Below are 26,650 nucleotides of genomic sequence, written 5' to 3'. Positions count from 1 at the left end.
ATTACGCCTTTCTTACAATTCGGTATAGCGTTGCTGCTAGGAAAAACGTTGCAGAAACGATGATGATTGAAGCGCCCGATGGCACTGGCAGTTTGAGTTCCATAGGCAACACGGTTCCAACCAAACATGCGATGGTTGCGAGTAATGCCGACAAGAGAACAAAGCTCCCCATACGTTTAGTTAACAATCGAGCGGTCGCACCTGGAATCAACAATAACGCACCCACTAGAACTGCACCTACGATCTTCACGGCCGCAATTGTCACTAAGGTGATCATCATGACAAACAAGTAATCGTAAAAGCTGGTGTTGTAACCACGAACCTTAGCTATATCAGGGCTGATACAAGTCAGGAGAATGCGGTTGAATGTCGGTATCAAGAGCAAGATGATGATCGCGCAGCTGCCTGCGAGAATCGCTAAGTCTTGGTCTGTTACCGTAAGAATCGAGCCAAACAGTACGTTTTCAAGCATGTGGATATTGATCTTACGAGCAACATACATCAGTAACGCCGCACCCACTGCCAGTGCTAAAGCAAGGAAAACGCCAACTAAAGTATCGTATGGCACATTGGTTCTGTTTCTTACAAAGTGAAGAAGCAGCGCGAAGATCATACAGAAGCTAAACAAACCAATAATTGGGTTTTCTGGTGGCTCGCCAAGCAAAACACCAATAGCGATACCGGTTAACGCTGCGTGGCCGACGGCTTCTGAGAAGAAAGCCAGACGCTTGGCAATCACCAAAGTACCCAGACCACCTAATAGAGGACCAAGTAGTAACGCTGCAACCAAAGCATTGACCATGAAGGCATACATGAAACTGTCTGATAACCAGCCCGCTTCCACGCCACTAATGGCTAGTTGTCGTAACCAATCCATTACGCAACCTCCTTCGATTTGGTCATCGCAGAGCCACTGCTGTAGTGCTGGAACAGGCTCTCGATTTTACTTGGGTGTAAGACTTGTTCGTGTGGGCCACTATCAACCAAGAATCGATTCACAACATGTACGTTCGCTTCGAGTCGACGCACTGCCGTGACATCGTGGTGTACCGCAAGGATCGTACGACCTTCACTAACACATTCACGAATTAACGATTCAAGATAACGAACGCCCTGCTCGTCCATACCCGTGGTTGGTTCATCCAACACCAGTAGACTTGGGTTATCTAATAGCGCTTGGGCAAACAGCACGCGTTGCTGCTCACCACCCGATAACTGTCCCATGCGGCGGTCGCTACGAGTAGCCATACCAACGCGATCTAATTGTGCGAGTGCAAGATCCAATTGCTTAGATTTACGACGCCAAAACAATGGGATTCGTGTTTGGTTAAGCAGTACGAAGTCCATTACAGTCAAAGGCAAGCTAGACTCGAAGGTCGCTTTTTGAGGTACGTAACCAATACTCTGCTTTTCTGGCCAGTGGATATTGATTTGGCCAGAGAAAGGCGTAAGGCCAAGCACAGAGCGCAGTAATGAAGTTTTACCGCCACCGTTTGGCCCCATGATCACATGACACTCGCCAGCTTTAAGTTCGAGCGAGATATCATCAAGAATTACGTTGTTATCGTATTGCAGACCGAGTTTATTAATTGAGATTGATGGACCTAACATTATGCGTTCCCGCTTTTAGCTTGGTTCGCCGCCGCAAATTTCATGGCTTCGATTAATGTCTCGAGATTCTTCTGCATCTCAACTTCGACTTTGTCGTCTTCATATTCGCCATGCGTCATGTGAGAGAAACGGTAAAGCTGAACACCCGTTTCCGCTTCAATCGTGTCAACAAAACGGTTTGGCATGTTTAGCTCGTAGAACAACACGTCAATGCCCGATGCGCGGATCTTTTCGATCGTTTCTTGCAACTGGCTCGCACTTGGTTCAACACCGTGTGCAGGCTCAATCACCGCCGCAACATCCACACCAAATTCTTGAAGGATGTAGCCATACGCATTGTGCGTGGTCGCCACCTTCATACTTGAAGTATCTAACTCACCTAATGACAACATCGCATCGCGCTTCATAAAGCGAAATTGCTTTGCGTATTTACGTGCATTCTTACGATAAAAAGCCGCGTTGTCAGGGTCGAGCTTAGAGACCTCACTCGCGATGGTGTAAACCTTTTGAATTGTTGTCGAAAGCCCAACAAAGGTATGTGGGTTAACGGCACCTTGACCAACAGACTGACCAAGAGCAGGAAGTAAAGGCACTTCTTTGTTTGCTTCGATCACAACTAGGTCATCACGTTGCGCGGCTGAAATCACTTTAAGCGCGAAGTCATCGTGACCAATACCGTTTACCACGATGGCGTCCATCTGGCTCAATCTCTTCAAGTCGTTCGGTTGTGGCAAGTAGTTATGCGGATTAAAGCCGGCATCAACCAAAGGAAGGATGTTCACTTTGTCGCCTACTACTGCTTTTACGTAGCTGTAGTAAGGTTGAAGCGTGATACCAATCGTCAGCTTGTTGCTGTCGATCTTATATTCTTTTGCCAATGCATTGGGTGCCATGAACACCGCTAATAACGACATGAACAGAGTCATAATTCGCATAGTAATTCTCTTATTATTAGTGAGCATCGCTTTCATGATGCTGTTCAATTTCTGATTCGTTCACGACCATTTTCCAACCCGTAGACTCTAGCGTGTGTTGGTCAAAAGTAGCGGGCTGTTTCGCTACACCGCCCAAGAAGATCCAGATTTCAGGAGAAACGCTGTTCGCATTTAAAATAAAGGAATCCGCAAAACCATGATCGGTAGGCGTAGCTTGTTCACTTGGAGTAGAAAAGTAATAACCACGCTCGTCCAGTACCCAAGCATGAGAACCTTTGCGCTTCCAACTCTGATCTTCTACAAACGGGGCAACCCATTCATCTTTAAGTGATGCAACACTCGGCCATTCACCATCTGAGTCCATGCGCAGGTCACGGATTTCTTCATGCGCTAAACGCAGCTCTGATAGCATCGCCAAGTTTTCTTGTTCAACATCAGTCACTAGAATTTGATGATCAAGCACTGCTTTAACGTGGGATTCAGCCTGATGAAATGGGATTGCGACAGTTGCAAAGCAAAGGATGAACACAATGATCAGTCCTACCCATTTGCCCTCTCTGCCGCCCGTATCAGCACGTACGCTTTGAATCATCATTTTTCACTGATCTCTACAACATCAACTTCAACTGGAAACTCATGACCTGAATCGAACACAAGGTAGAACTCAGTGTCAGGATGTGGGAATTCAACGATAGAACGTTTATCTGTCATCTCTTTTGCAATCAAGTTGTCTTCGTAATCGTACATCTCAACTGCGTAATCAATCGCTTTGCTGCCATCCGAATAACCCGCTTCACAAGCAACAGTCTTACCTTCAAACCAGCAGCTCATCAGTGGAAAGTGTGCTTGCGCAGGTAATGCAGCGAAACCAAGTCCCAATGCTAAGCAAGGAGTCATTAAAGCGTTAAGTTTTGTTTTTATTGTCATGGTTCGTACCCTAGCCACAGTGCAAATTCTCAGAAGTAAACTGAGCGATAAAGGGCTCAAATGAGCCCTTAAGTTTTTTTGATTCTTAATCAGGGATCTAGCCCCGATATCACAGACTATTGAAGCAGCGCTTCGAACGTTAGGTGAACGTTCGCGCTTGCTTTGTCTGCCAGTGGGTTGTCAATCAACTCACCTTTGTAGTTCGCTTTCATTACGTAACGACCTGCTACGTCTGGAGTAAACGTGATTTCACCGTTCTCATCACTCACCACATCAATCTGCTCTTGGTGGTTGCGGTAAAGCGTACCTTCACGAGTAATCTCCGCTTTCACGTCTTTCTGGATTTCACCGTTGTAGAAGAACTGGAATGTCACAGGTTCGCCTTCAACGATATCTGAAGGGTGTGTCACAGGCTTCATTTCTAGAAGCTTGCCTTCAATTTTGAACACTGAATCCGTTGGCTTACCTACCGTGATGTAGCTTTCTGCACGAGTGAAGCTGATCTGCGTTACCACGTCACGTGATTTTTCAGGCAGAACTGAGTCACGCTCAGCTTTGTTTGCTTTAATCCACTTCACCGTGTCACGGCGACCCGCTTTGTATTGCGTGTAGTAAGACGGCTGGTTGTTGATCGCCACTTTGTGTGTACCTTCTTCTTCAAAATAGAAGTCGAAGATTGAACGACGCTTGCCACGAATAACGAAGTTAGGACGCTCGCTGCGGCCATCTGGCATGATGACATGAGCATTTTCGCTGCCAGCAGGCTTATCAAAAACAAACGTACCGTGAGACGCAGTAACATCGAACGTTAGCCAATCACCACCTTCTTTAGATACAGTAAAGTGAGATGGCAAAATCCAACGTGGGTGAGCTTGTGCCGTTGTCGTTGCTGCTAGGCCGAATGCCATCACACCCGCTAGAGCAAGTGCTTTGATTTTTGTCTGTTTCATCATGTTCAATTCCATTATTTATAATTGTTAGCCGTGTCGCTCTATCTGAGCCTACGATGACGACTGTCGATTCTTTTCAGATTCTTAAACCACTCGCTATTAACTACTGCGTTTGCTATTTAGCGACATAGTTCAGAGTGATTTCACCCGTCTCTTCCGTTGCTTTTAATTCGTAAGATATGTTTGAATCTGCGAGTGATAATTTTTGGCGAAGGTAATTACGGCCACCGTGTTCACGAACCACTTCGATATGAACCGTGTACTCGCCTTGTTCTAACGTTTCACCGCTGTCGCTCTTACCATCCCACACGAAACGGTACTGGCCAGCAGGACGTGTTGCAGACGTCACAGCATCAACCAGTTCACGATCGTAACGGCCAACCTTTCTCCACCAGCTGCGCAGATCCTTAAGCCATTCGTCTTTACCGACCCAAAGCTCGATGGTTTTCACTGACTTTCGTTCGCTATTCTCTACCCACACCGCCACATAAGGACGTGCATACATAGAGGTATCAATCTTTGGAAGCTCAAAGCTGACATCCAGTTTTGCCGTATCAGGAATCGCTTGTGCCATACCTAGGCTTGGCAAAAGAGATAAAGCAAGAAGCGCCTTGCTCCAGTTCATTTTTTTCATTTTTAACAACCTTTTAAATCCGTTTAACCTTAAGTTCGCTCTTCAATCCGATTCATCAATCGAATCAAGCGTTAAGGCACGGCGACAAAATAGATAACCAATGAGATTGCAGACCCAAAAACCGTCCATTTGATGGAGGTATTGAGTGTCTTTTTCTTAGGTAACAGTAAGCACACGCCAGTAAGCACAAAGAAGATCATCAATAGCGCTGTGATATCGATAAACCACTTCCAAACTTCACCACTGTTGCGCCCTTTATGTAGGTCATTCAACAGTGCGATAACACCGTAATTAGTGGTTTCGACTTCGACAATTTCAGACGTCACTTCAACGAAAACGGAAGCGTTATAGCCAGGGCCTTTGAAATCCATAGACACTTCGCCAAGGAGCAACTCACCATCTTCAATCTCTGCATAGATGTCCAAACCAGAAGGAATGCCGGAGAGGTTGGCTTCTTCGAACAGCAACGTTTCAAAGGCTGTCTCGTCAGCTTTTAAACGTCCGTCTTGAACCGTAAATAAACTTGTAGGAAGCGTTAGCGTAGAGCGTTGGATATTGGGTTGGCTTGATTCAAATAACTCAGGTCGGTTCAGGGTGATACCGGTTACTGAGAAAAAAAGAACCACGAACAGAAGCGCCATAGAAATATAAACATGAAGTCGACGAGCCCATGACTGAACCGCCCTACTTTTTAACGACATACAAACCAATACCTATAAATTTTATGGCGACAATTTAGTTGATAATCATTCGTATTGGCATTCAATTTACATTGTTTACGTTTGCCGAGTGGCGTAAGGAAATTTACATAACATTACATGGGAAGTAATCGAACTGTATGCATATTCTTGCTAACGTGTACTAAAGGGATTTGATTCGTTTTATTAGAGGTTATTGATAACAGGGTCAAAGCTCAAAAAAGCTCAATCTCAACATGCTTGATTGAGATGGGTTTAAGGTAACAGTCGTAGCTTTAAGGATAGAAAGTTGGGACTATTTGATCACTGGTTTGATGATAGCTAATGAAGCTTAAAAGGATTTGAAATGCGTATTTTTGTTTTGGCTTTTGCTGCGCTAGTGACGGCGTGCACCAGCCAAATAATCAGCACGGAAGAACATATTCAAGAATACATCGGTTCAGACATAACCGATGTACAAGAACGTTATCTCACCGAACGGTCACGCCCTATCAGTTTTTGGGCGTCTCGAAACTATGCTTGGATTGAAACCAAGAAACCGTTAGACAATGGTTATACAGTACACGCATTCAAAAACCCTTATCGTGACTGCACTATTAATTGGGTGGTTAATGCAAGTGGAGTAATTGAAAGTGGCTCACCAAGCGGGACGATGTGCAGCCCATAATGCATTCCTCTACTTTTTAGCTCTATTGCTTATCACGTAGCCTATAAAACAAAAAAGGTGTCACTTGAAAAATCAAATGACACCTTTTGTTAGGGCTTTAAGCTATCAGGCATTTCCGTTGTCGCTGACAGTTCTTAGTTGAGTCAAAAACTTAATCCAACCTTTCGCTTCGGAGGAAGGTTCAATGTTATCAGCGCGTTTCGCTTGAGCTAGTGCGTTGTCCAGGTTTTTGAGCTTGTACCATGAACGTACTTTCGCTAAAGCAACATCGGCTTGTTTGTTTTTGTCTTTCACTTTATCTAGAACGACCAACGCTCTGTCATAGTATCCTTGTTGAACAAGCAACTGAGCCACGTTCCAATGGTATTGACTGTCCTTTTTTGACGCTAATGTCCACACATCAATCGCGGTGTCCCACTCTTTAGCTAGCTGCCAGTATGTAGCTTGCTCAGCCAAAAGCTTAACATCACTGTTTGCATCATCTAACTTAGCGATCTCTTGTGCTGCACGCTCTGGAATACCACGTTTAGCATAAAGCTGAGCCAGTAATCGGCGGTCTGAGTTTTTCAGCTCTACCCCTTGAAGATCAGCCAACGCTAGTGTGTTCAATGCATCGCGGTTACGCTCTAGTCTTAACTGAATACCCACAAGCTGACGCCACCAATTATCTTTCTCAGGTTGGAGTTCGATAAGACTCTCCAACGTTGGAATAGATTGCTTCCACTGCTTTAACTGCAGCTGTGCACCCAGTTTTAGCGATAGAGGTGATAACTCTGGTTTTGAATTGAACTTGTCGTGATTACCGATGGCCACTAGGACTTTCGACCAGTTTTCAATTTGGTATTCAGCTTGTGCAATTCGCATCCAAAGCGTGTCTTTCTTTTCCTTTTCAGGCGCTGTTTTCACTAACTCGTAGTAGTGCGGAAGCGCGTTTTTAAACTGCTGATCGTTCAACAACAAATCAGCCAGCATACGCTTCGTTATCCAAGCTTGCTCATCGACTAACAAATTCGTATCGACGGCATAAGTGAGCTGCTTAATCGCCGCGTCAGTTTTGCCATCTTGCCAGTAAAACACACCCAACATACGAGCTACGTATGCTTTGTCGTAACCTTTAGAAAGCTCCAAGCCTGCGAGTACATCAATCGCCTGTTTAACCTGTTCATCTTGAGCGAGCTTATGCGCCTTTTGAACACGAATGGCAGTATATTGAGATAGCTCTTGCGCTTGTGTTGTAAGGGGCATTAACAACAAGCCCACTAATATCCATATCTGTTTCATCATTTTGCCAACTTAAACTCTAGTTTCACGGTTTGACCAACCTGAGCTATCGCTTTTCCATCGACGACTTTTGGTTGATATTTCCATTTTTTAAGTGCTCTCATCGCTTCACGTTCAAACATACGACGTGGGTTTGCGTCAGTGACTTGAATGTCAATTGGGCGTCCCGTTTCGTCGATGGTAAAAGACATTATCACATGGCCTTCAGCGCCACGCTTCAGCGCTTTAGGTGGGTAACGAGGTTCTACTCGATACAGAGGCATTGCTTGTTGGTTTGACCCAAAATCAGAGAATGTCGGTGCGTTAATCGCTAAGCCATCAATGGATGTGTTCAAATCCAATGAAGGCAAAGAAGACATCGAATTCAGAGGCGTAACTTCAGCTTGTGACTGAGACGTTTGCGCTTCCGGTGGCGGCTCTGGCATTTCTGGTTTTTCAGGGACTGCACGTTGTCTTCTTTGAACTTCTTGTTCTTGTTCCACCATTACCATGTTGAAACTTAACGTCTCGCTATCGTCTGGTGAACGTTGGTGGCCATTATCGACCATCCAAGCCATGAAAGAAAACAGCGCTAAGCCCAACGCGCCCGCTAGCGGTAAAGCAAGAAATAGGCGAATCATTTATGAAGATCCTCCAAGATCATCGCTTATCAGCAGCAAGCGCAATGTTTTTAACACCTGCACCTTTCGCGGCATCCATCACTTTAACAACAGTACCGTTGTAAGCGTGTTCATCCGCTTGAATAACCAAAGAAGCATCAGGTTGTTCTAGCAACAAGTGCTCTAACGTCGCTTGGACACGTTCAACATCTACGACACGCTTGTCGATGAAAATGTCGTTTGCAGAAGTAATCGCAACAAAGATGCCTGCATCCTTTTGGCTTACTACGTTAGAAGCTTGTGGGCGATTGACTTCCACCCCTGACTCACGAACAAATGAACTGGTCACAATAAAGAAAATAAGCATGATAAAGACAATATCAAGCATCGAAGTAAGGTCTATTTGAGCCTCTTCGTTTTTAGAATGACGTCGACCGAGTCTCATCGTTGACTCCTTAAAGATTTTTCTAATTTCAATTCTAAGCGGTTACATACTTTCGCTAAGCGAGCGTGAACGAACATGCCCGCTAACGCTGCAACCATGCCTGCCATGGTTGGCAGTGTTGCTAACGAGATACCTGAAGCCATCAATTTAGGGTCACTGCTGCCTTGTGTCGCCATAACATCAAAAACAGAGATCATACCGGTTACAGTGCCTAGCAAGCCCAACATCGGGCAAATAGCGACTAACAGCTTAATAAAATTCAAGTTTTGGTTAAGCAAGATACTCGCTTGCCCTAACCAACCTTCACGAATGGCTTTGGCATGCCAAGAAGAGTGATCTTCTCTTTCATGCCATTTCGCTATCCAAGCTTGGCGTTGCTTAGGAAAGTAGAACGCAAGATAAAGCACACGTTCTACCACAAGCACCCAATACACTAGGACGACAGCCGCTAGCCACCACAGGACGAAACCGCCCTGCTTCATAAAGCTTGATAAAGACAGCAGCCAGTCACTCGTTAACCAACTCGCTGGTAATAGAGAACCCGACAAAATATCCATTACGCAGCAGTCCCAACTGGTGAAACAACAGCGTTTGATTCAAAGGTCTTTTCAGCCTGCTCAGCAACAAGACCAATACCTTGCTTCTCAAGAATATTGCGAATGTTTTCTGCTTGAGTGCTAAGAATGTTGTGTGCCAGTAGAAGAGGCATTGCCGCAACCAGACCAAGTACCGTAGTTACAAGCGCCATCGAGATACCACCCGCCATAACTTTAGGGTCGCCATTACCAAACTGAGTGATCACTTGGAATGTTTCGATCATGCCGGTTACTGTACCTAAAAGGCCCAACATTGGTGCTAGTGCCGCCAATAGCTTAAGCATCGATAGACCTTTCTCTAGGTGAGTCTGCTCATCAACTACCGCTTCTAAAAGTCGCAACTCTAACGCTTCAACCGTTTGGTTTTGTTCCTTGTTGTACATCGCAAGAACACGACCTAATGGGTTATCACCCGCTTGCTCAGGGTTCTTAAGTTGCGCGCGAATTTTCTGGCGTGCGATAGCAAGAGAGACACCACGAACTAATGCGATGATTAGACCAATAGCTAGTAGGCCAAGAATCACTTTACCAACCACACCACCCGCTTGTAGACGGTCAGTTAAACTTGGCGTAAGTGCTAATTGCTCTAGCATAAACCCGCGAGAAGGATCGACAACAACATTGGCTACTTCACCATTCGCTAACGAAGAAAGTGACGCTAACGTTGGACCATTTTGTGGTTGCTTTAGATACGCAATTGCATCTTCACGCTGAGTGTTCCAGCTAACATAGCCTTGCTCAGTCACTAGACCAATCGAACCTAAGCGGTAAGCATCGACCTTGTTTGTATTACCTTCACCATTAATGAATGCAATTTGAGATTTGCTAAGCTCAGAGCTCGCTTGAATCTGCTCTACCATACTCATCCACAAGCCAAAAAGCTGAGGCATTGATGGTAATGATTTCGCATCGATAATTTGATCAACAGTCGCTGTGTGCTCCGCACGATCAACACTGTTCACTGTTGAGCTAAGCTCTGCGCCTAGTTCTTTAGCGTTTTGACGAACGACACCGAATAACTCACCAAGGCTGCCCGTTTCTAAACGCAGCTTCTCTTCTAAGCGAGCCAGTTTGTTTTCGTTATCACTAAACGTTTGAGTAAGAACATCTGTCGCGTTTTGTACTGATGTACGTTTCGCTTCAAGCTGCGCTTTGATCGCTTTCAGTTCTTGTTCGGTTTTTTTGAAGTCTGCTTCACGAACTACGTTATGAGAAGCTTGAGTTCGACTCTCTGATTTTGCTTTGTTAACTAGCTGAGCCGTTGAGTCTGAAGCTGAAAAAGCCGAGAATGAAATAGACGTAATACAAAGCAATGTTGCTAATGGCTTTAAGTTCATTACTTAACCTCCGCAACAGTTAAAGAAACAGGTAAAGTAATTAGGCTTGGCGCCGCTTGTTGGCTTGCAATGTCGTAAGCTTTATCTAGCTCAGATTTCATTGAAGAATCTAGCTCTTGCCACTGATTTTGTGTTTGATTCCAAGACCAATATTGGCTGCCATTTAGGTTACGAGCCACCAAAGAGATACGACCTAGGTGCAGTACATCTGCTTCAATCGTTTTATCGCTAGCCAACGCGACGCGGCCTTGATATGCACCCAGCTTAATTCCGTAGTCCATCTCAATTTGGTATGCCTCTAAAATACGGCGGTATTTTTCAGCATCACTTACGTCAGCACGAGTCATCATTGCTTGTAGCTTTTCAACTCTCTCTAAACGCTGCTCTTTCTTAATCGGCACGTCTTTCTCTACCAACTGCTCAAGGCCATCGATCATTTGGTACATCAGAGGTACAACACCTTGGCGTGTGTATTTGATTTCTTCGATCTGCTCTTCAATACTTTGAGCTTCTTTATTTTGGCTCTCAACCAAAGCAGCAAGGTGATCGTGATAGATTTCTAGGTTTTTAACTTCTTCTTGCAGACGCTCAATCTCAGCTTGCAGCATTAAAGTCGCTTGTGAGCTTTTATTAATAACCTTTTGGCTCGAAGCCGACGCGTTATTGGTCTTGTTTTGAATTGATTGAGCTTGATCCAAGCTGTTTGCCATAGAAGACGTTGAAACCAAACTGATGGCAAGCGCTAGGATAGTTTTTAAAAGATTCATAATTGTAGTCATTTACTATAGAAGAAGGTCAAATACATTTTATTGACAAATACTATTATTGATAAGCACTCTCATTATCATTAAAAGTCACTCGCATTACTAGGGATATTTTACTGAATAGCAGAATCACGAAAGGAGAAAGCCGAAACTTTCCCCTTAGTATTTAGGCTAACAATAGTACCCTACTAACAAATTAGTATTTTACCTGTAAAGTCGCCATGTAGTTACGGCCTTCGCCGATTACTACGTCTTCAGCAAATTGGTGGTTTGAAGATGTTGAACCGCCACCCGCTAGGTATTCTTTATCAAATACGTTCTCGACTGTTAGACGCGCTACGAAATCAAGAGAATCGTCGTACTTAAGCGTGTATGCAGCACCCATATCTACACGTGCGTAGCCGTCTTTCTTGAATGTGTTCGCGCTATCGCCGTAACGAGAACCTTCGTAGATAAGACCCAGGTTCACATCAACTTCGTTTGTTGCTGCATAGGTAGACCAAACGCTTGCTGCAAACTCAGGTACGTCTACTGGACGATTACCTTCATATGTTTCATGGTTCGTGATTTCAGCATCTAAGTACATTGCAGAACCAGACATTGAGAAGCGCTCTGAAATAAAGCCTTGTGCGGCTAGCTCAGCACCACGGTGAACTTGTTCGCCACCTTGTGTCTTCGTCCAATCGCCTGATGAAGTGTCTTCTACATCCATTGAAATGTTTTCTTGGGTAATATCGAATACCGCACCAGAAACGAATAGACGTTCGTCCATCAGTTCCCACTTAGTACCGACTTCGTAAGACACGCCCGTTGCTGCGTCAAGAAGTTCGCCATCGTTGGTGTAGTTGCGGCTTCCGCTAGACACAACACCTTGTGGTTCGAAACTTTCAGAGTAAGAAGCGTAGATACTACCGTTTGATGCTGGGTGGTAAATCAGGCCAAGCTTAGGCGCTATATTTTCTTCTGCTACGCCATCACTTACTTTACGGTCGAAACGAGCACCCGCAAGAACTTGCCATTCATCATTAATAGTAATCAAATCTTGGATGTAGAAGCCCCAAGTATCGTAAGTACTCATCTTACCTAGCGATGTTGGACCCACTGACGGCGCTGGTACTGTTGCATCTGGTGCGTATTCAGCGCTGCTGAAGCGATCCATACCACGGTAATAGCTGTAGCCTAACCAGTTAGCACCGAATAATAGTTGGTGCTCTGTGCCCGCAAGATCAGCGGTTGTTGTTAGATCAACGTAAGCCGTTCTGAAACGCCATTTATCATGACGGTAGTTACCGCCTTGAGTCACGGTGCCCGTACCATCAGGATTCATATTTGAAAAGCTTGGGTAGCTTTCCATATCAATACGTTCGAAATCTTGGTAGTTGAAACCTGTTTTTAATGACCATGTATCAGTCAGGTTAGCAGCAATATCAAAACCAACGTTCTCAACATCATTCTCGATCTGTGACCACTGTGCATCCCAGATGTGCTTGTCGCTACCTACTCGGTTGCCGTCTAGCGTGTATAAAGCGCCAGAATCTACGCTACCTTCGTCGTTAGTTTTGTCGTAATGAACAGAAACTGTCACGTCTTCAGTTACATCGTAATCAACGAATACACCACCAACAAAACGTTCTGTTTGTGGTTCAGTTCCGTCACCATAAGTTCTCCAAGAGCCGTAGCTTTCTTTAGATAGAATCGCGCGACCACGTAGAGTTTCAGCGTCGTTCAAAGCGCCACTTACGTCTACCGTTGTACGAGAATGGTCATTAGAACCAATATCTTGGCTAACACTTACTTGCGTATCGTAAGTTGGCTTTTTGCTTACCATGTTGATCAAACCACCTGGTGCAGAAATACCGTAAAGAAGACCAGAAGGTCCTTTTAGTACTTCAACACGCTCTAGCAGTTCGATTGGTTGACGGTAGTGAGACCAATGTTGCTGGCCATTTTTAAGGAAGCCCGAAGAGCTTTCTACCGAGAAACCACGTAGAGAGAAACGTTCACGGTTACGGCTTGTACCGCCAGCACTTACACTCGCGTCATTCTTAAGCACGTCACCAAGCGTTGTTGCACGCTGTTCATCGATGATTTGCTCATCGATTACTAAAACTTGTCCCGGAGTCTCTAATTGAGTCGCCTCCATGCGCATTGCTGTTGTGTTCGTGTCGGCTTTATAACCGTAGTCACGACCTTCAACAACCATATGCTCGTCTGTTTTTACTGTTTCTGCCAATACTGCTGGTGAAGCTAATACTGCGCCGATCACTAAAGCTAATGGGCTCTTTGAAAACATGTCCTTTACTCCGCTTTTATTCTTTTAGACGAACACTTTGTTATTTATTCGATGTGTTCGCTGAACCGTTGCCGGTACCACTGAATTATTTCGGGAGTGAATATAAGTGATAACTATTACCATTTGCATTAAATTTACATTCTTTGCATTCGTAAAGTTTTGTAAAGGCCTGTCGGTGAGTCATATTTGAGGAGTTCAACAAAACCATTCAATACAAATAGTTAAGGCTCATGGACGTAAATCGACTGGTTATCTTCACCGAATTTTTTGAAACAACGGTATTTGTTCAGTCAATTGAAGACGTGAAGATTGATAAGAAAATCATCTCTTCTTATTTACTACCTTTGAAACGACAAATTTATGTATAAAACCCTCGATAGATGTAAATTAATAGTGAATTATTTTGTTTTTATTTGTTTAATTTACACAATTATCAGTGATTTTGATCACATCTATAATTCCAAACTCATTTTTTGTTTTTCGAATTGATTATCCGACTGCTAATCTCCTGCTCACTTTGAAAAGGTATCAAAGTTATAAATAATAAGGAGTGTTCTAAATGAATACCAAGAAACCTATGTCTCTGACTGGTCGAGTAATCCTCGGTATGGTCGTAGGTATATTAACGGGATTCGCCATTCAATCCCTTTTTGCAGACAACGGATTTGTTAACAACTACATCGTTAACGGACTCTTTGAAGTGGGCGGACAAATCTTTGTCGCCAGTTTAAAAATGCTTGTTGTGCCTCTAGTCTTCGTTTCACTAGTGTGCGGTACAAGTTCTCTTAAAGACTTATCAACTCTTGGCCGTATGGGTGGCAAAACGCTTGCACTTTATATCGGTACTACTGCCGTTGCCATCACTCTAGCATTAACTATCGGTAACCTGTTCCAACCTGGAGCTGGTGCGGATCTTACTGCTGCGAGCTCTTTCAAATCAGCGGATGCCCCTTCTCTGGGCCAAGTAATCATCGACATGTTCCCAACCAACCCTATTCAGGCGATGGCTGAGGGCAAAACGTTACAAGTTATCGTATTTGCAGTGTTGTTTGGTATCGCAATCAGTGCAGCGGGCAAACCCGGTGAACGTATCGCTGCAGTTTTCTCTGATCTAAACGAAGTGATCATGAAGCTAGTTGCGCTACTAATGAACCTTGCTCCTTACGGCGTATTCTTCTTGATGGCGAAACTGTTCTCTGGCCTTGGCTTAGGTGCAATTTGGAACCTAGCAGAATACTTCTTAGTGCTTGCTGGTACCCTGCTGTTGCATGGCTTGGTGACTTACAGTGCGATGCTTAAAGGATTCACAGGTCTTAGTCCGATTACGTTCCTACGTAAGATGGAAGATGCAATCATGTTTGCATTCTCAACAGCATCTTCGAACGCAACAATTCCAGTAACTATGGAAACGGCTAAGAACCGTATGGGCGTAGACAACAAAGTCGCTTCTTTCACAGTACCACTAGGTGCAACTGTGAACATGGACGGCACTGCAATCATGCAAGGTGTTGCGACGGCGTTTATCGCGCAAGCGTACAACATCGACCTTTCAATGGGTGATTACCTAATGGTTATCCTAACGGCGACACTGGCGTCTGTTGGTACTGCAGGTGTCCCTGGTGTTGGTCTTGTTATGCTAGCGATGGTATTGAACCAAGTTGGCCTGCCGCTTGAAGGTATTGCTCTAATCATGGGTGTTGACCGCCTTCTTGATATGATTCGTACCGCTGTAAACATCACAGGTGATAGTGCCGTATCTATCATCGTTGCTAAGTCTGAAGGCGCTCTAGACGAGTCTCGCTTCAACGACCCAGCAGCAGGTGAGAAAGAAGAAGAAGTTAAGCTAGCTCGCCAACAGGCATAGTCTCGCTTATCTTATGCTCTTGTCTTCAAGCTCAGGCGTAATTAATGGCTACGCCTAGCCCATACCAAAGCGCATAAAGAAAAACGCCACTGCAGATGCAGTGGCGTTTTTATTGGGTATCGCTTAAGTCAGTACTACTGAGTTGGGACAGTTATCAATTTAAGGTAATTATCAATAGGGAAAGCTAACCACCGATTGGGAACATCAAGTTCACTCTCAGCCCCCCACCTTCTCTATTCTCAGCAGTTACATGTCCATTCATCACACCCATCGCTTCTTTAACAATCGCAAGGCCCAGACCGTAGCCACCAGACCGTTTGTCTCTTGCTGATTCAATACGAGTAAACGGGTCGAATATACCTGCAATCTTGTTATCAGGAATACCGTCACCGTCATCTTCTACAGATATTACACTGTAACGTCTATCCATTACCTGTTCGTATGTCGTCACGACCACATGAGCGTTCTCACCCGCGTATTTAATGGCATTCCCGACCAAGTTACCAATGACTCGAAGCAGTAGCCTCTCATCAACGTTCACCATTGATATCGGCGTCTCTAGGGAACCAATCAAAGTTTGATTCGGTTTTAAATCGTTTTGCATCTGCGCGATCAACATTGAACAATAGTGCTCAAGGTGCATTAAACTTAACTTGGAATCATAGCGAGAGGTTTCTAAGCGGCTAAATTCAAGTATCTCACCCACCAGCTTATTCATCTCTTCTGTTTCATTTTCCATTCGTTCTAGCAAACCAATGCTTTTATCATCAACCTTGCTGCGCAGCAGGTGTAGTGCGAGGTTTTGCCTTGCTAATGGTGTTCTTAACTCGTGTGAGACATCACGAATCAAACAACGTTGCTTTTCAGCCAGAGATTTAATCTCAAAGGTCATATAATCAAAATCGTGTGCAAGCTCGTTGAATTCACGCGTGGTGGAGTTCAACTCCGACACCACACTGACCGTGAAGTCACCTTGAGCCAGTCTGCGGCTCGCTTCTCTCAATCTATCCAACGGTTGCTGAAGGCTTTTGGCCATGATAATCGAGAACAGAGACAATACGACCAATGCAATCAATGCTTTAAGCATATAGGAATATGGCGCAAAAGATTTTGCGGGATGAAACTGGTGCGGTAGTTGGATAACCAGTGTTTTACCGTTATCCAGTGGTAGGCCGAAGATCGGCTTACTCACACGATCACTAAGTTGGTGATCTAACGTTCTTAAGTATTTGAGCTTAAATTCAAAATGTGGGTGCATGTGACGATGTGTGATCGGACGATTGTCTTTATCAATGACGAACAGATAATACTGCTGAGCATTACCCCAGTCCGCGAGTTCATCCATGTCCCCTTCTTCGATCAACACATTCGCTTGGTAAGCAAGGTCGAGCATTTCCGCTTTTACCGATTCTGGGACTTTAAGCAGCGCTTTCATCAAGGCTCTTTCAGCGACACCTTGCAGGATCAAAATACTCACCAAAATGACGGTCAGGTAACTGAACAGTTGGAAAGTGAGTCCGTCTTTACGCTTAGCAATAAAATCAGGGCAACGCAGCAGTTTTTTACTCATGCTCCGACCGACTCTAGGTAACTGTAACCTTTACCACGAACGGTTTTTATATGTTGTTTAGACAAACCTGCCTGAACGAGCTTTCTACGTATATTGCTGATATGCATATCTAAATTACGATCGAAGGGACACAATTCTTTCTTGAGTACATGGATTTGCAGATCAGATTTTGAGACGACAATACCGTCATTTTTGACCAAATAATCAAGCAAGTCTTTTTCAGTGCCAGTTAATGGCAAACGAGAGAGTTGTTCACACAAGCCGTGATTAGAGGAAGCTAAAGATTGTCTTTGGCGTTCAAAACCCACTCGGCGCAAGATCACCTTAATACGGGTTAAGAGTTCAGGAACATTGAAAGGTTTAGCGATGTACTGGTCGGCGCCTGCTTGGTAGCCATCGAGCATTGAGGCATCGTCGTTAAGCGCGGTTAGCATAAGAATGGGAGTAGCAAAACGCTGACAAATACGTCTTGCTACTTGAATGCCGCTTAGGTTCGGAAGCATTACATCGAGTAGAACCAAATCGACAGGGTGAGATTGAATAAACTCAAGCGCGGATTCACCGCAATGAACAGTATCAACGTGATACCCCTCATTTTCTAACACTTCACCCAGTAATTCACACAACTGAATATCATCATCAACAACTAAAACGCGAGACATTACACATACCGATAAATAAGAACTGTTTGCATTCTAATTATCGTTATTATTGATTTCAATTATAAAGTGCCCGATTTCCTCTATAGAAGAAAATCTTTTTCAATCGGTACAAATTTTGATGCAGAATCGATAAGATTTTGAGCAGTTAACCCGGGAACACCATACACTTCAACAGGCTTGCCAAAGCGATCTTTGATTCGCTCTACAAGGATTTCGAAATCACCGTCTCCTGATACCAAAACAATCGTATCAACCGTCTCAGCAAGTTCTATCGCGTCTAACGCAATACCCACATCCCAATCGCCTTTTGCACTGCCATCTCGACGCTGAATAAACGGCTTTAACTTCACATTAAAGCCCACACCACGAAGGATATGATGAAATTGACGCTGCTTTGGATCTTGGCTTGAGATTGCGTAAGCATTAGCTGCAATAACGTTACGCCCTTCCGTGGCAACATACCAAAACTGGTTATAGTCGAAGTTAGAACGGTATTTGTCGCGCGTCGTGTAGTAAACGTTCTGAACGTCGACCAAAATTGCTATGTTTTCCATAAATTCATACCTTTAGATTTTCCGTATACCCTATTCTATTCAATTGTAAAATGCGAGTCGCTTTACTCAATAAAAATGAACCTGCCAGCTATCGTTAACGTAAATCTAATATCTTTAGCGTAAAGCTAAGTGTCTTTACGTAATCCTAACTATGCTTATTGTAAGTGGATTTGTTTTGAGCGTTTCTTAGATGGTTCTGATCTTCACCTTCTTCTTTACGTAGCGTTCAAATCGTACTCAGGCTTAGAGTTTTTAAAGGGAGGTTGGCAATGCTGCACCGACAAACACACAATTCGATCGTAAGCATCGACACAACCAAAGCGATGCAAACTTTAAATCAACCATCAAACTCTGGTAGCTGGTTTAGTTTGCTTAAACTACTGACCATCAGCACGGTAATAATCATGAGCTTAACCATCAATTCAGTACTCGCCTACCCCGCTTATTCTCACTCAAAGCCTTTGCCACACCGCAGTGTGATTTATTTCGCTCCAAAGGAAGATTCAATCGTTAAAGAGTTTCTGAATGAAGTGTTGCTCAATAACTGTCAATTGGACGAACGAGATGTCGTCATTATGGTTATTGCTGAGAGTGGTTACACAGTCCCAACTTGGTTAGAAGAAGAGTTTAACTTAGAAGTAGTCACCAGTATTTACGAGATCCCGAAAGGATCACATACCGCTGTTTTGATTGGTAAAGACGGGAAAGAGAAGCACCGATGGAGTGGCAAAACAGATTGGAAACAGATCACCAATATCATTGACGAAATGCCGATGCGCCAACAAGAAATGCAGCGACAAGGCAGCCGCTGCAGTATTTGATTCTTGATGGACTCAGTAGTGGCTTAGAGATCCAATTAGAAGGTCAAACGATCAAGCTTGTTTGTTAAACCAAGCAAGTTTTTCATGGAGTTGAGCCACGCTGCCTACAACAATCAGCGCTGGGCTCTTTGCGACGCTCGCAAGGTCAGCTAAATCACGTAACCCACCTCTAAACACCTTTTGTTCTTGGCGTGTACCGTTTTCGATGATCGCAACTGGCATGTCAGCTCGCATACCATTATCGAGTAGATTCTTCTGAATGTTCGGACTCTCTTTCAAGCCCATGTAAAACACGATGGTATGGTTGTGCTGAGCAAGAGATTGCCAGTCAATATCTTCGCCATCTTTCTTCAAGTGACCTGTAATAAACTGCACGCTTTGTGCATGATCACGGTGCGTCAACGGAATGCCCGCATAAGCCGTTGCTCCGGCAGCAGCTGTGATGCCCGGAATCACTTCAAATCTCACGTCATTCTCAGCTAACGTTTCACACTCTTCACCACCACGACCAAAGATAAACGAGTCACCACCTTTTAGACGCACTACGTGTTTGTTCTCTTGAGCTTTGGTCACTAATAGTTGGTTGATCTGATCTTGCGGTACACAGTGATGATCAAGCTTTTTGCCCACATACAGCATTTCTGCTTCTGGATTAGCCATCGCCAAAATATCTTTTGATACCAAGCGGTCATAAACCAACACGTCTGCTTGTTGAATCACTCGTGCGGCTTTTAGCGTAAGTAAGTCTGGGTCGCCCGGACCTGCACCTACCAATGAAACAAATCCTTTGTTTACTTCTTTAACATTCGATGACGATACTTCTGACATGCTGCGCTCCGAAGGTTTGCTTGTTTTATCTCAAGCTTAAATCTATGTGATAAGTCACTGTATTCATGATGACTTATCCAAATCCTTAACCCTTAGACTATCAGGTGTTGATATAAATATTCAGTCTAAATACTAACGAAGATAGAAGTAATTATAACAAAACAGTCTATTGCGAGTAATTTGCGCAATGATATAAGGGCTTTCGAACTAAAAAAGCCCCAAACATGTTGTTGGGGCTCTTAATCTCATACTAAATTACGTTTCACCCTACTGAGGATTACTTAGCACCTAGAGAAGGCGCAGTTTTAGCGTGAGTTAGGTATAGAGGAACACACGTCATTAATAGACCACCAACGATGTTACCTAGGATTGTTGGGATAAGGTTGAAGTTCAACCATGTCGCGATACCAAAATCAGCGCCAAGAATCATACCTAGTGGGAATAGGAACATGTTTACCACTGTGTGCTCAAATACGAGTGCGAAGAAGATGAAGATTGGGAACCACATCATTGCTACACGGCCAGATACTGTGCGTGCAGTCATGTTGCCAATCACACCTAGACATACCATAAGGTTACAGAAGATACCGCGTACGAAACACGTGATCCATCCGTCCATACCCATGTTTTCAAAACCTAGGCTACGACCTGTAGAAACAGCAATGAACTTTTGAGCAACAGCGTTTGGTTCTAAAGAGAAGTTACCCGTTAGTGATACTGCAACAAGGAAAGCAACAATCAAAGAACCGATAAGGTTACCAAGACCAACAATACCCCAACAACGTAGGATACGACCCCAAGTAATACCTGGGCGGTTGTCGAATTTCGCTAAAGGTGCAAGGCCGAATACGCCAGTTACTAGGTCATAACCCATTACACTTAGAATGACGAAGCCAACTGGGAACACAAGTGCGCCAACAAGGCCAATACCGGTTTGAACCATTGCTGTAATAGCAACAACAACCGCTAGAGAAAGGATGATACCAGCCATAGTGCTTCGAATCAGAAGATCGCGAGTACTTGTTTTCGTTTTCGCTTCACCCACATCAATCATCGTTTGAACGAATTCAGCTGGTTTGTAATCAGGAGACATAAGGTTGTCCTTAAAAAGTTTAAATTAAAAGTTAAAATTGGATAGGAAAAGGCTCTAGTTGCCGAGTTAAGGCAATATCGAGAACTAGAACCCTTGAACTATCAAATCTTACTCATCCGAAGATTAAGCAGAGATTTCTACAGCGCCTTTGGCAACACGAGCTTTGTACGCTTTCACGTTGAAGTTCTCGTCTTCCATGCACACCCCTGTTGCTAGGTTAAAGCGTTGCTTCTTAAGTGGGCTTGCTACCCAAAGCTCTTCTTTGTGCTCAACAATCAAACCACGTGATAGCACGTTAGATTGGAAGTATGGGTCTGTGTTGCTAATCGCGAATACTTCTTCAGCCTCAGTTGGGCGGAAGATAGCCACTTGCTCACCACTAACCAACGCACAAACACCTGTACCTGGGATAATGTCTTCGATCTTACAAACTTTGGTAAATGCCATGATGTCGTCTCCCAATTAAACAGATTCTACGTGAATGATGTCGCCCTGATGCTTTGAAGTAATGGCTTCAGGGTGTTTCTCAGTGAATGTCGCAGGACGGTGTTGTTCACGACCATCTTCAACAAACACAACGTTATCATCGCGGTCATCAGCATTGATGAAGTGTGCAAAGCGCTTAAGTTGAGCTTCGTCGTTGATTGTATCTGTCCATTCACAAGCGAAGTTATCAACTAGGCCAGCAATGTCAGTTTCAAGTTGGTCATTGATACCAAGCTTGTTGTCTACAATCACTTCACGTAGGTAATCAACACCACCTTCTAGGTTGTCCATCCATACCGAAGTACGTTGTAGTGGCGCAGCCGTGCGGATGTAGAACATCATGAAACGGTCGATGTACTTGATTAGCGTTTCTTGGTCTAGGTCGCTTGCCAGTAAGTCTGCGTGACGAGGTTTCATACCACCGTTACCACATACATACATGTTCCAACCTGCGTCAGTCGCAATAATACCTAAATCTTTACCTTGAGCTTCAGCACACTCACGAGTACAGCCAGACACACCAAACTTCATCTTATGAGGAGTACGGATGCCTTTGTAACGGTTCTCGATCATCACGCCTAGGCCAACTGAATCTTGAACGCCGTAACGACACCAAGTAGAACCTACACATGTTTTCGCCATACGAAGTGCTTTTGCGTAAGCTTGACCCGTTTCGTAACCTGCAGCGATTAACTTCTTCCAGATTGCTGGTAAGTCATCTTTCTGAGCACCAAATAGGCCGATACGTTGTGCACCTGTGATCTTGGTGTACAAGTTGTATTCAGCAGCAACATCAGCAAGAACGCTTAGTGCTTGAGGTGTTACTTCACCACCCGCCATACGAGGGATTACAGAGTAAGTACCGTCTTTTTGCATGTTACCTAGGAAGTTGTCGTTGGTATCGTGCAGCTTCACTAATTCAGGCTTAAGGATGTGTTCACCCCAGCAAGAAGCAAGGATAGAACCTGCTAGAGGCTTACATACTTCACAGCCGTAGCCTTTACCGTATTTCTCTAATAGCTCATCGAACGTTTTGATTTCTTCGATGCGAATTAGGTGGAAAAGCTCTTGGCGAGAGTATGCAAAGTGCTCACACACGTCGTTCTTCACTTCAACACCAGCTTTAGCAAGTTCAGCGTTTAGTACTGAAGTCACTAGTGGAATACAACCACCACAACCAGTACCTGCGCCTGTTACTGCTTTGATATCACCGATTGTGTGGTGACCTTCAGCAACCGCTTGAGCGATCTTGCCTTTAGTCACATCGAAACAAGAACAGATAACAGCAGACTCAGGAAGAGAATCCGCGCCAAGTGTTGGCTTTTCAGCACCAGCATGAGCAGGAAGAATCAATGCATCTGGGTGTTCTGGTAGGTCGATTTCGTTCAGCATAAGCTGTAGAAGATCACCGTAGTCAGACGTGTCGCCAACCATTACTGCACCAAGCAGCTTCTTGTTGTCTTCAGAAACGATTAGACGCTTGTAAACTTCTTGTTCTTCGTTTTGGTAAACGTAGCTCTTACAGCCAGGAGTACGACCGTTCGCATCGCCGATAGAGCCTACTTTCACGCCCAAAAGCTTAAGCTTCGCAGACATGTCAGCACCTTCAAATGTGCTTTCGTTACCAACAACGTGGTCAACCGCTACCGTTGCCATTTTGTAACCAGGAGCCACTAGGCCGTAGAACGTTTGGTTCCAAGACGCACACTCACCGATTGCGTAGATGTCTTTGTCTGTCGTTTGACAGTGATCATTAATCTCGATACCGCCACGTGGTGCAATACCCAGCCCCATTTGACGAGCAAGTTTGTCTTGTGGGCGAATACCAGCAGAGAATACGATGAAATCAGTTTCTAGCTCTGTACCGTCTGCAAAGCGCATTACGTTACGAGCTTCAGTGCCTTCAGGAGCAATCTCAAGCGTGTTCTTACTTGTATGTACGTTAACGCCCATACGTTCGATTTTTTGACGAAGTTGGTTACCACCCGCTTGGTCAAGCTGCTCAGCCATTAGCTTTGGAGCAAACTCAACAACGTGCGTGGTTACACCAAGAGCTTTTAGTGCGCCTGCAGCTTCAAGACCAAGCAAACCACCACCAACAACCACACCAGATTTAGAATTCTTAGCGGTTGCTTCGATAGCTTTCAAGTCTTCGATTGTGCGGTAAACGAAACAGTCTTTACCTTCGTTACCTTTGATTGGCGGAACGAATGGGTATGAACCTGTAGCAAGGATTAGCTTGTCGTATTGAATTTCACGACCAGTACTTGAGTAAACTGTTTTCTTTTCACGGTTAACGTTAATAGCACGCTCACCGATCAGCATGTTGATGCCGTGTTTCTCGTAGAAGCCTTCTTTAACTAAAGAAAGTTCGTCCGCAGTATGGTGTGAAAAGTAAGAAGAAAGGTGTACACGATCATAGGCTACGCGAGGCTCTTCACAGAAGACTGTGATGTCCATGTTAGCAACGTCTGTCTTCTCGACTAAATCTTCGATATAGCGATGGCCGACCATCCCGTTACCGATTACGACTAGCTTCATCTTGCTCATAAGAATTCCTGAAGGTTATATATTTCTTAACTGAGCGAATAATGAATTATGAAAGAAAATGAAAATATGATGTAAATCAATTACGAAATCGAACTACCCTAAAGGGGTAGGACAAAAGAGGTAGATCTGCTGATTTATCATACGAAGCAAACGAAGCAAACGAATAACCGTAGGTTTAATAAGGTTTAGCGGGGTTTTATATACACTTTCGTGCAGTAAATAAGATGTTGTAAAGTTTCACAATAGGTTAGCAGCAACACAAGTAAATGACAATCATTTTCATTTGTGGTCATAATAAGTGTAATAACTCATGAAAGCGTTACAGGATCATGAGCAACTATGTGTAAATATGAAGAATTTAATGACGCAAAAGACAGTCGCCCTTTTCCATTCCCCACTCATTCCACTCACAAACGGCGCAATTGGTTAACAGATGCTGTTGGTTGTTTAGCAAATGATAGGTTTACATAAGGAAAAGACCGGCACAAAAGTGATCTGATATAGCTTGTTCCTAGTGGTGCTACTGATTAGAGAGCATACGTGGAAGTTTGAACATAGCATGAGGGTTTAGAATTTCAGATAGCAAAAAGGCCAGCATTTCTGCTGGCCTTTCAACTTTGAATAGTGGAGCGAGGTAATAATCAAATAGATGGTGCCCCGGGCCGGACTTGAACCGGCACAACGCGAACGTCGAGGGATTTTAAATCCCTTGTGTCTACCAATTCCACCACCAAGGCACGCAATTCTTTATTGCGATGCCGATTACTGAAAAGTAAAACACCATCTTAATGTCGAAATGAATCAACACTACAAAATTTGGAGCGATACATCGGGTTCGAACCGATGACCTCAACCTTGGCAAGGTTGCGCTCTACCAACTGAGCTAGTATCGCATTTTCATTCTTATTATCTCTTAACTTATCAAACTAAGAGAAAGAATGGAGGCGCCTCCCGGAGTCGAACCGAGGTCCACGGATTTGCAATCCGCTGCATAGCCACTCTGCCAAGGCGCCTTTAATAGTGATTTAAGAGAACAACTCTTTGTTCATCACTCTACTCAAAATGTAGAAGCTAGATAGATGGTGCCCCGGGCCGGACTTGAACCGGCACAGCGCGAACGCCGAGGGATTTTAAATCCCTTGTGTCTACCAATTCCACCACCAGGGCAACGCAATCTTGCGAGGCCGATTACTGAAAAGTAAAAAACACCATCTCTCAGCGACCTAAGCCGTGAGAACGAGGTGTACTTTAACGGAAGGAAAAAATTCGTCAACAATAAATTTTATCTTTTAATTCAAGTGATTAATTATCGAACTCAAAAGAATAAATTTAGTGCAGCTTGTACGGTTCTTATACTTGGATTTCTAATTTAAACGGACAAATCACTGACAACCATTGATTCAAATACCAATTGAATGCGGTGATTTTCTTGTTTTAAACCAAGCAAATGGCGTTTTCATGTGCTTTTCACATTCAACGATTAGAGTTTGAAGTAACTCTTATTAAGAAGTAAACATGTGAAACCACTAAAACGATATCAATATGAGCGCTATGCCGTTCTTTGTAACCTCGCCTACCCTAGAGTTTTTAAGCAGACTCGCTATGGTTTTGACCCTAATGGACAACGCATCATCAAGAACCAGTTTGGTAAAACCATGATTAGAGTGTTGTGGAGTAGCGACAAAGATGAAGTGGTTGTGGTAATCAAAGGATCGCACAGTATCTCAGATTGGCTACTAACCTTTGCTCTATGGACAAGAAGCTGTAAGAGAATTGGGCTCAATTATCGTGTGCATGCGGGTTTCTACCATCTAATGTTTCAAGAGAGCCAGCCAAGTCGTAATGAAGATAAGCTTGGCTTAACCGTTATTGAGCGCTTGGAAGCCACGCTCACACCTCTCATCGAACAAGGAAAAAGAGTGTCTATTACTGGCCACTCTTCCGGAGGCGCTATCGGTTGTGTCTTCGCTGATTACTTTGATCAAAAGTACCCAGGCTGTATTAAACGAATAGTGACTTTTGGCCAACCCGCCATTGGTGATTGGAGCTTTCGAAAGCACTATCGCATGAGTAAGAAGACTTACCGAATTTGCTGTGACATCGACATCGTGACCTTCATGCCACCGGCTCCTTTGCTCTATTGGCATGTAGGTAAAGTGCTTTGGCTTTATAACGGACGAATCTATGAGAACACTCCTACATTAATCCGCCTTGGTCGCTCTATCTTTAGTTGGCTGATAAGACCTTTCTCTTACCACTTAATGAGCAAGTATATCCGTAACAAAGATTTCTTTGATAAGCATTGAAATGGGTACGTAGGAAGCTTTTAGCGGGGTCAAAAACGAAAAAACCAGTCACTAGGACTGGTTTTTTCTGAATGATGGAGGCGCCTCCCGGAGTCGAACCGAGGTCCACGGATTTGCAATCCGCTGCATAGCCACTCTGCCAAGGCGCCTTCAATAGTGTTTTAAGAGAACAACTCTTT

General features: G+C 44.1%; 26 protein-coding genes and 5 tRNA genes. 4 read left to right on the top strand and 27 right to left on the bottom strand.

Annotated elements, in window-relative coordinates:
• Position 1: 1 nt before the first annotated feature.
• From F0229_RS15505 to F0229_RS15470, 8 genes are all read right to left on the bottom strand, one after another.
• A complete protein-coding gene (locus F0229_RS15505) occupies positions 2–877 on the bottom strand; it encodes a metal ABC transporter permease (RefSeq protein ID WP_065206162.1) in 876 nt (291 codons plus the stop codon).
• Entirely contained in the window at positions 877–1,611 is a 735-nt protein-coding gene (locus F0229_RS15500) for a metal ABC transporter ATP-binding protein (RefSeq protein ID WP_171733203.1), read from the bottom strand. The genes F0229_RS15505 and F0229_RS15500 overlap by 1 nt, the downstream gene beginning before the upstream one ends.
• Positions 1,611–2,546: a zinc ABC transporter substrate-binding protein gene (locus F0229_RS15495; protein ID WP_171733202.1), complete on the bottom strand. Its 936-nt coding sequence runs from the start codon at positions 2,544–2,546 to the stop codon at positions 1,611–1,613. The genes F0229_RS15500 and F0229_RS15495 overlap by 1 nt, the downstream gene beginning before the upstream one ends.
• Positions 2,547–2,562: 16 nt before the next feature.
• The gene (locus F0229_RS15490) at positions 2,563–3,141 is read right to left on the bottom strand and encodes a hypothetical protein (RefSeq protein ID WP_029235381.1); all 579 of its coding nucleotides are present in this window, start codon (positions 3,139–3,141) and stop codon (positions 2,563–2,565) included.
• The gene (locus F0229_RS15485; protein WP_017062543.1) at positions 3,138–3,473 is read right to left on the bottom strand and encodes a hypothetical protein; all 336 of its coding nucleotides are present in this window, start codon (positions 3,471–3,473) and stop codon (positions 3,138–3,140) included. The genes F0229_RS15490 and F0229_RS15485 overlap by 4 nt, the downstream gene beginning before the upstream one ends.
• Positions 3,474–3,589: 116 nt before the next feature.
• Positions 3,590–4,426, bottom strand: a complete 837-nt coding sequence (locus tag F0229_RS15480; RefSeq protein WP_017062544.1) for a DUF4198 domain-containing protein — start codon at positions 4,424–4,426, stop codon at positions 3,590–3,592.
• A gap of 112 nt (positions 4,427–4,538) precedes the next feature.
• Complete coding sequence (locus F0229_RS15475; RefSeq protein ID WP_171733201.1) at positions 4,539–5,057, bottom strand: DUF2271 domain-containing protein; 519 nt, start codon at positions 5,055–5,057, stop codon at positions 4,539–4,541.
• 71 nt (positions 5,058–5,128) lie between these two features.
• Complete coding sequence (locus F0229_RS15470) at positions 5,129–5,758, bottom strand: PepSY-associated TM helix domain-containing protein (protein ID WP_171733200.1); 630 nt, start codon at positions 5,756–5,758, stop codon at positions 5,129–5,131.
• A 343-nt stretch (positions 5,759–6,101) separates the two neighbouring features.
• On the opposite strand from F0229_RS15470, the gene F0229_RS15465 reads away from it, so the two are divergent.
• Positions 6,102–6,422 carry a hypothetical protein gene (locus F0229_RS15465; protein ID WP_171733199.1) on the top strand — a complete coding sequence of 107 codons (321 nt, stop codon included), beginning with the start codon at positions 6,102–6,104 and terminating at the stop codon, positions 6,420–6,422.
• 105 nt (positions 6,423–6,527) lie between these two features.
• On the opposite strand, the gene F0229_RS15460 is transcribed toward F0229_RS15465, so the two are convergent.
• The 7 genes from F0229_RS15460 to F0229_RS15430 all read right to left on the bottom strand — a co-directional run bounded on the left by F0229_RS15460 (position 6,528) and on the right by F0229_RS15430 (position 13,737).
• The gene (locus F0229_RS15460) at positions 6,528–7,706 is read right to left on the bottom strand and encodes a lipopolysaccharide assembly protein LapB (RefSeq protein WP_171733198.1); all 1,179 of its coding nucleotides are present in this window, start codon (positions 7,704–7,706) and stop codon (positions 6,528–6,530) included.
• Complete coding sequence (locus tag F0229_RS15455; protein ID WP_017067523.1) at positions 7,703–8,323, bottom strand: energy transducer TonB; 621 nt, start codon at positions 8,321–8,323, stop codon at positions 7,703–7,705. Before F0229_RS15455 ends, F0229_RS15460 begins: the two co-directional genes overlap by 4 nt.
• Before the next feature lie 19 nt (positions 8,324–8,342).
• Positions 8,343–8,747, bottom strand: coding sequence for a biopolymer transporter ExbD (locus F0229_RS15450; protein WP_004739212.1), 405 nt, complete (start codon positions 8,745–8,747; stop codon positions 8,343–8,345).
• A complete protein-coding gene (locus F0229_RS15445) occupies positions 8,744–9,304 on the bottom strand; it encodes a MotA/TolQ/ExbB proton channel family protein (protein WP_171733196.1) in 561 nt (186 codons plus the stop codon). Before F0229_RS15445 ends, F0229_RS15450 begins: the two co-directional genes overlap by 4 nt.
• Complete coding sequence (locus F0229_RS15440; protein WP_171733195.1) at positions 9,304–10,680, bottom strand: MotA/TolQ/ExbB proton channel family protein; 1,377 nt, start codon at positions 10,678–10,680, stop codon at positions 9,304–9,306. The genes F0229_RS15445 and F0229_RS15440 overlap by 1 nt, the downstream gene beginning before the upstream one ends.
• Positions 10,680–11,447, bottom strand: coding sequence for a DUF3450 domain-containing protein (locus F0229_RS15435; RefSeq protein ID WP_171733194.1), 768 nt, complete (start codon positions 11,445–11,447; stop codon positions 10,680–10,682). The genes F0229_RS15440 and F0229_RS15435 overlap by 1 nt, the downstream gene beginning before the upstream one ends.
• Positions 11,448–11,640: 193 nt before the next feature.
• Entirely contained in the window at positions 11,641–13,737 is a 2,097-nt protein-coding gene (locus tag F0229_RS15430; protein WP_171733192.1) for a TonB-dependent siderophore receptor, read from the bottom strand.
• Between the two features lie 559 nt (positions 13,738–14,296).
• Between F0229_RS15430 and F0229_RS15425 the strand changes: the two genes are divergently transcribed.
• Entirely contained in the window at positions 14,297–15,601 is a 1,305-nt protein-coding gene (locus F0229_RS15425; protein WP_017062553.1) for a dicarboxylate/amino acid:cation symporter, read from the top strand.
• A 184-nt stretch (positions 15,602–15,785) separates the two neighbouring features.
• Here the strand turns inward: F0229_RS15425 and F0229_RS15420 are convergent, their stop codons facing one another.
• From F0229_RS15420 to F0229_RS15410, 3 genes are all read right to left on the bottom strand, one after another.
• On the bottom strand, positions 15,786–17,171 hold the full coding sequence (locus F0229_RS15420) for a sensor histidine kinase (protein ID WP_171733191.1): 1,386 nt from the start codon (positions 17,169–17,171) through the stop codon (positions 15,786–15,788).
• Entirely contained in the window at positions 17,168–17,833 is a 666-nt protein-coding gene (locus tag F0229_RS15415; RefSeq protein WP_017062555.1) for a response regulator transcription factor, read from the bottom strand. The genes F0229_RS15420 and F0229_RS15415 overlap by 4 nt, the downstream gene beginning before the upstream one ends.
• 80 nt (positions 17,834–17,913) lie before the next feature.
• A complete protein-coding gene (locus F0229_RS15410; RefSeq protein WP_171733189.1) occupies positions 17,914–18,387 on the bottom strand; it encodes an NYN domain-containing protein in 474 nt (157 codons plus the stop codon).
• 323 nt (positions 18,388–18,710) lie between these two features.
• Here F0229_RS15410 and F0229_RS15405 point away from each other — a divergent pair, with 323 nt between their 5' ends.
• Positions 18,711–19,208 carry a DUF4174 domain-containing protein gene (locus F0229_RS15405; protein ID WP_253821001.1) on the top strand — a complete coding sequence of 166 codons (498 nt, stop codon included), beginning with the start codon at positions 18,711–18,713 and terminating at the stop codon, positions 19,206–19,208.
• Positions 19,209–19,259: 51 nt separating this feature from the next.
• On the opposite strand, the gene cobA is transcribed toward F0229_RS15405, so the two are convergent.
• From cobA to F0229_RS15365, 8 genes are all read right to left on the bottom strand, one after another.
• Positions 19,260–20,036 carry a uroporphyrinogen-III C-methyltransferase gene (gene cobA / locus F0229_RS15400; RefSeq protein WP_017071487.1) on the bottom strand — a complete coding sequence of 259 codons (777 nt, stop codon included), beginning with the start codon at positions 20,034–20,036 and terminating at the stop codon, positions 19,260–19,262.
• Positions 20,037–20,313: 277 nt separating this feature from the next.
• Positions 20,314–21,129 (bottom strand): formate/nitrite transporter family protein, encoded by an 816-nt coding sequence (locus tag F0229_RS15395; protein ID WP_017062558.1) that lies wholly within the window; start codon positions 21,127–21,129, stop codon positions 20,314–20,316.
• Positions 21,130–21,252: 123 nt separating this feature from the next.
• Complete coding sequence (nirD, locus tag F0229_RS15390; protein WP_017062559.1) at positions 21,253–21,576, bottom strand: nitrite reductase small subunit NirD; 324 nt, start codon at positions 21,574–21,576, stop codon at positions 21,253–21,255.
• Between the two features lie 15 nt (positions 21,577–21,591).
• Positions 21,592–24,165 carry a nitrite reductase large subunit NirB gene (gene nirB / locus F0229_RS15385; RefSeq protein WP_017062560.1) on the bottom strand — a complete coding sequence of 858 codons (2,574 nt, stop codon included), beginning with the start codon at positions 24,163–24,165 and terminating at the stop codon, positions 21,592–21,594.
• Positions 24,166–24,815: 650 nt separating this feature from the next.
• Positions 24,816–24,902: transfer RNA gene (locus F0229_RS15380), tRNA-Leu, on the bottom strand.
• 80 nt (positions 24,903–24,982) lie between these two features.
• Positions 24,983–25,058, bottom strand: a tRNA-Gly gene (locus F0229_RS15375).
• 46 nt (positions 25,059–25,104) lie between these two features.
• Positions 25,105–25,178: transfer RNA gene (locus tag F0229_RS15370), tRNA-Cys, on the bottom strand.
• Positions 25,179–25,245: 67 nt separating this feature from the next.
• Positions 25,246–25,332: transfer RNA gene (locus F0229_RS15365), tRNA-Leu, on the bottom strand.
• A gap of 350 nt (positions 25,333–25,682) precedes the next feature.
• Between F0229_RS15365 and F0229_RS15360 the strand changes: the two genes are divergently transcribed.
• Complete coding sequence (locus F0229_RS15360; RefSeq protein WP_171733187.1) at positions 25,683–26,471, top strand: lipase; 789 nt, start codon at positions 25,683–25,685, stop codon at positions 26,469–26,471.
• Between the two features lie 75 nt (positions 26,472–26,546).
• Here the strand turns inward: F0229_RS15360 and F0229_RS15355 are convergent.
• Positions 26,547–26,620 (bottom strand) — tRNA-Cys (locus F0229_RS15355).
• Positions 26,621–26,650 lie beyond the last annotated feature (30 nt).

It is taken from the genome of Vibrio sp. AIC-3 (assembly GCF_013114515.1).
In the GTDB taxonomy this organism is placed as follows: domain Bacteria; phylum Pseudomonadota; class Gammaproteobacteria; order Enterobacterales; family Vibrionaceae; genus Vibrio; species Vibrio crassostreae_C.
The sequence above is the reverse complement of the archived record's forward strand: the minus strand, read 5'-3'. Positions and strand labels throughout refer to the sequence as shown.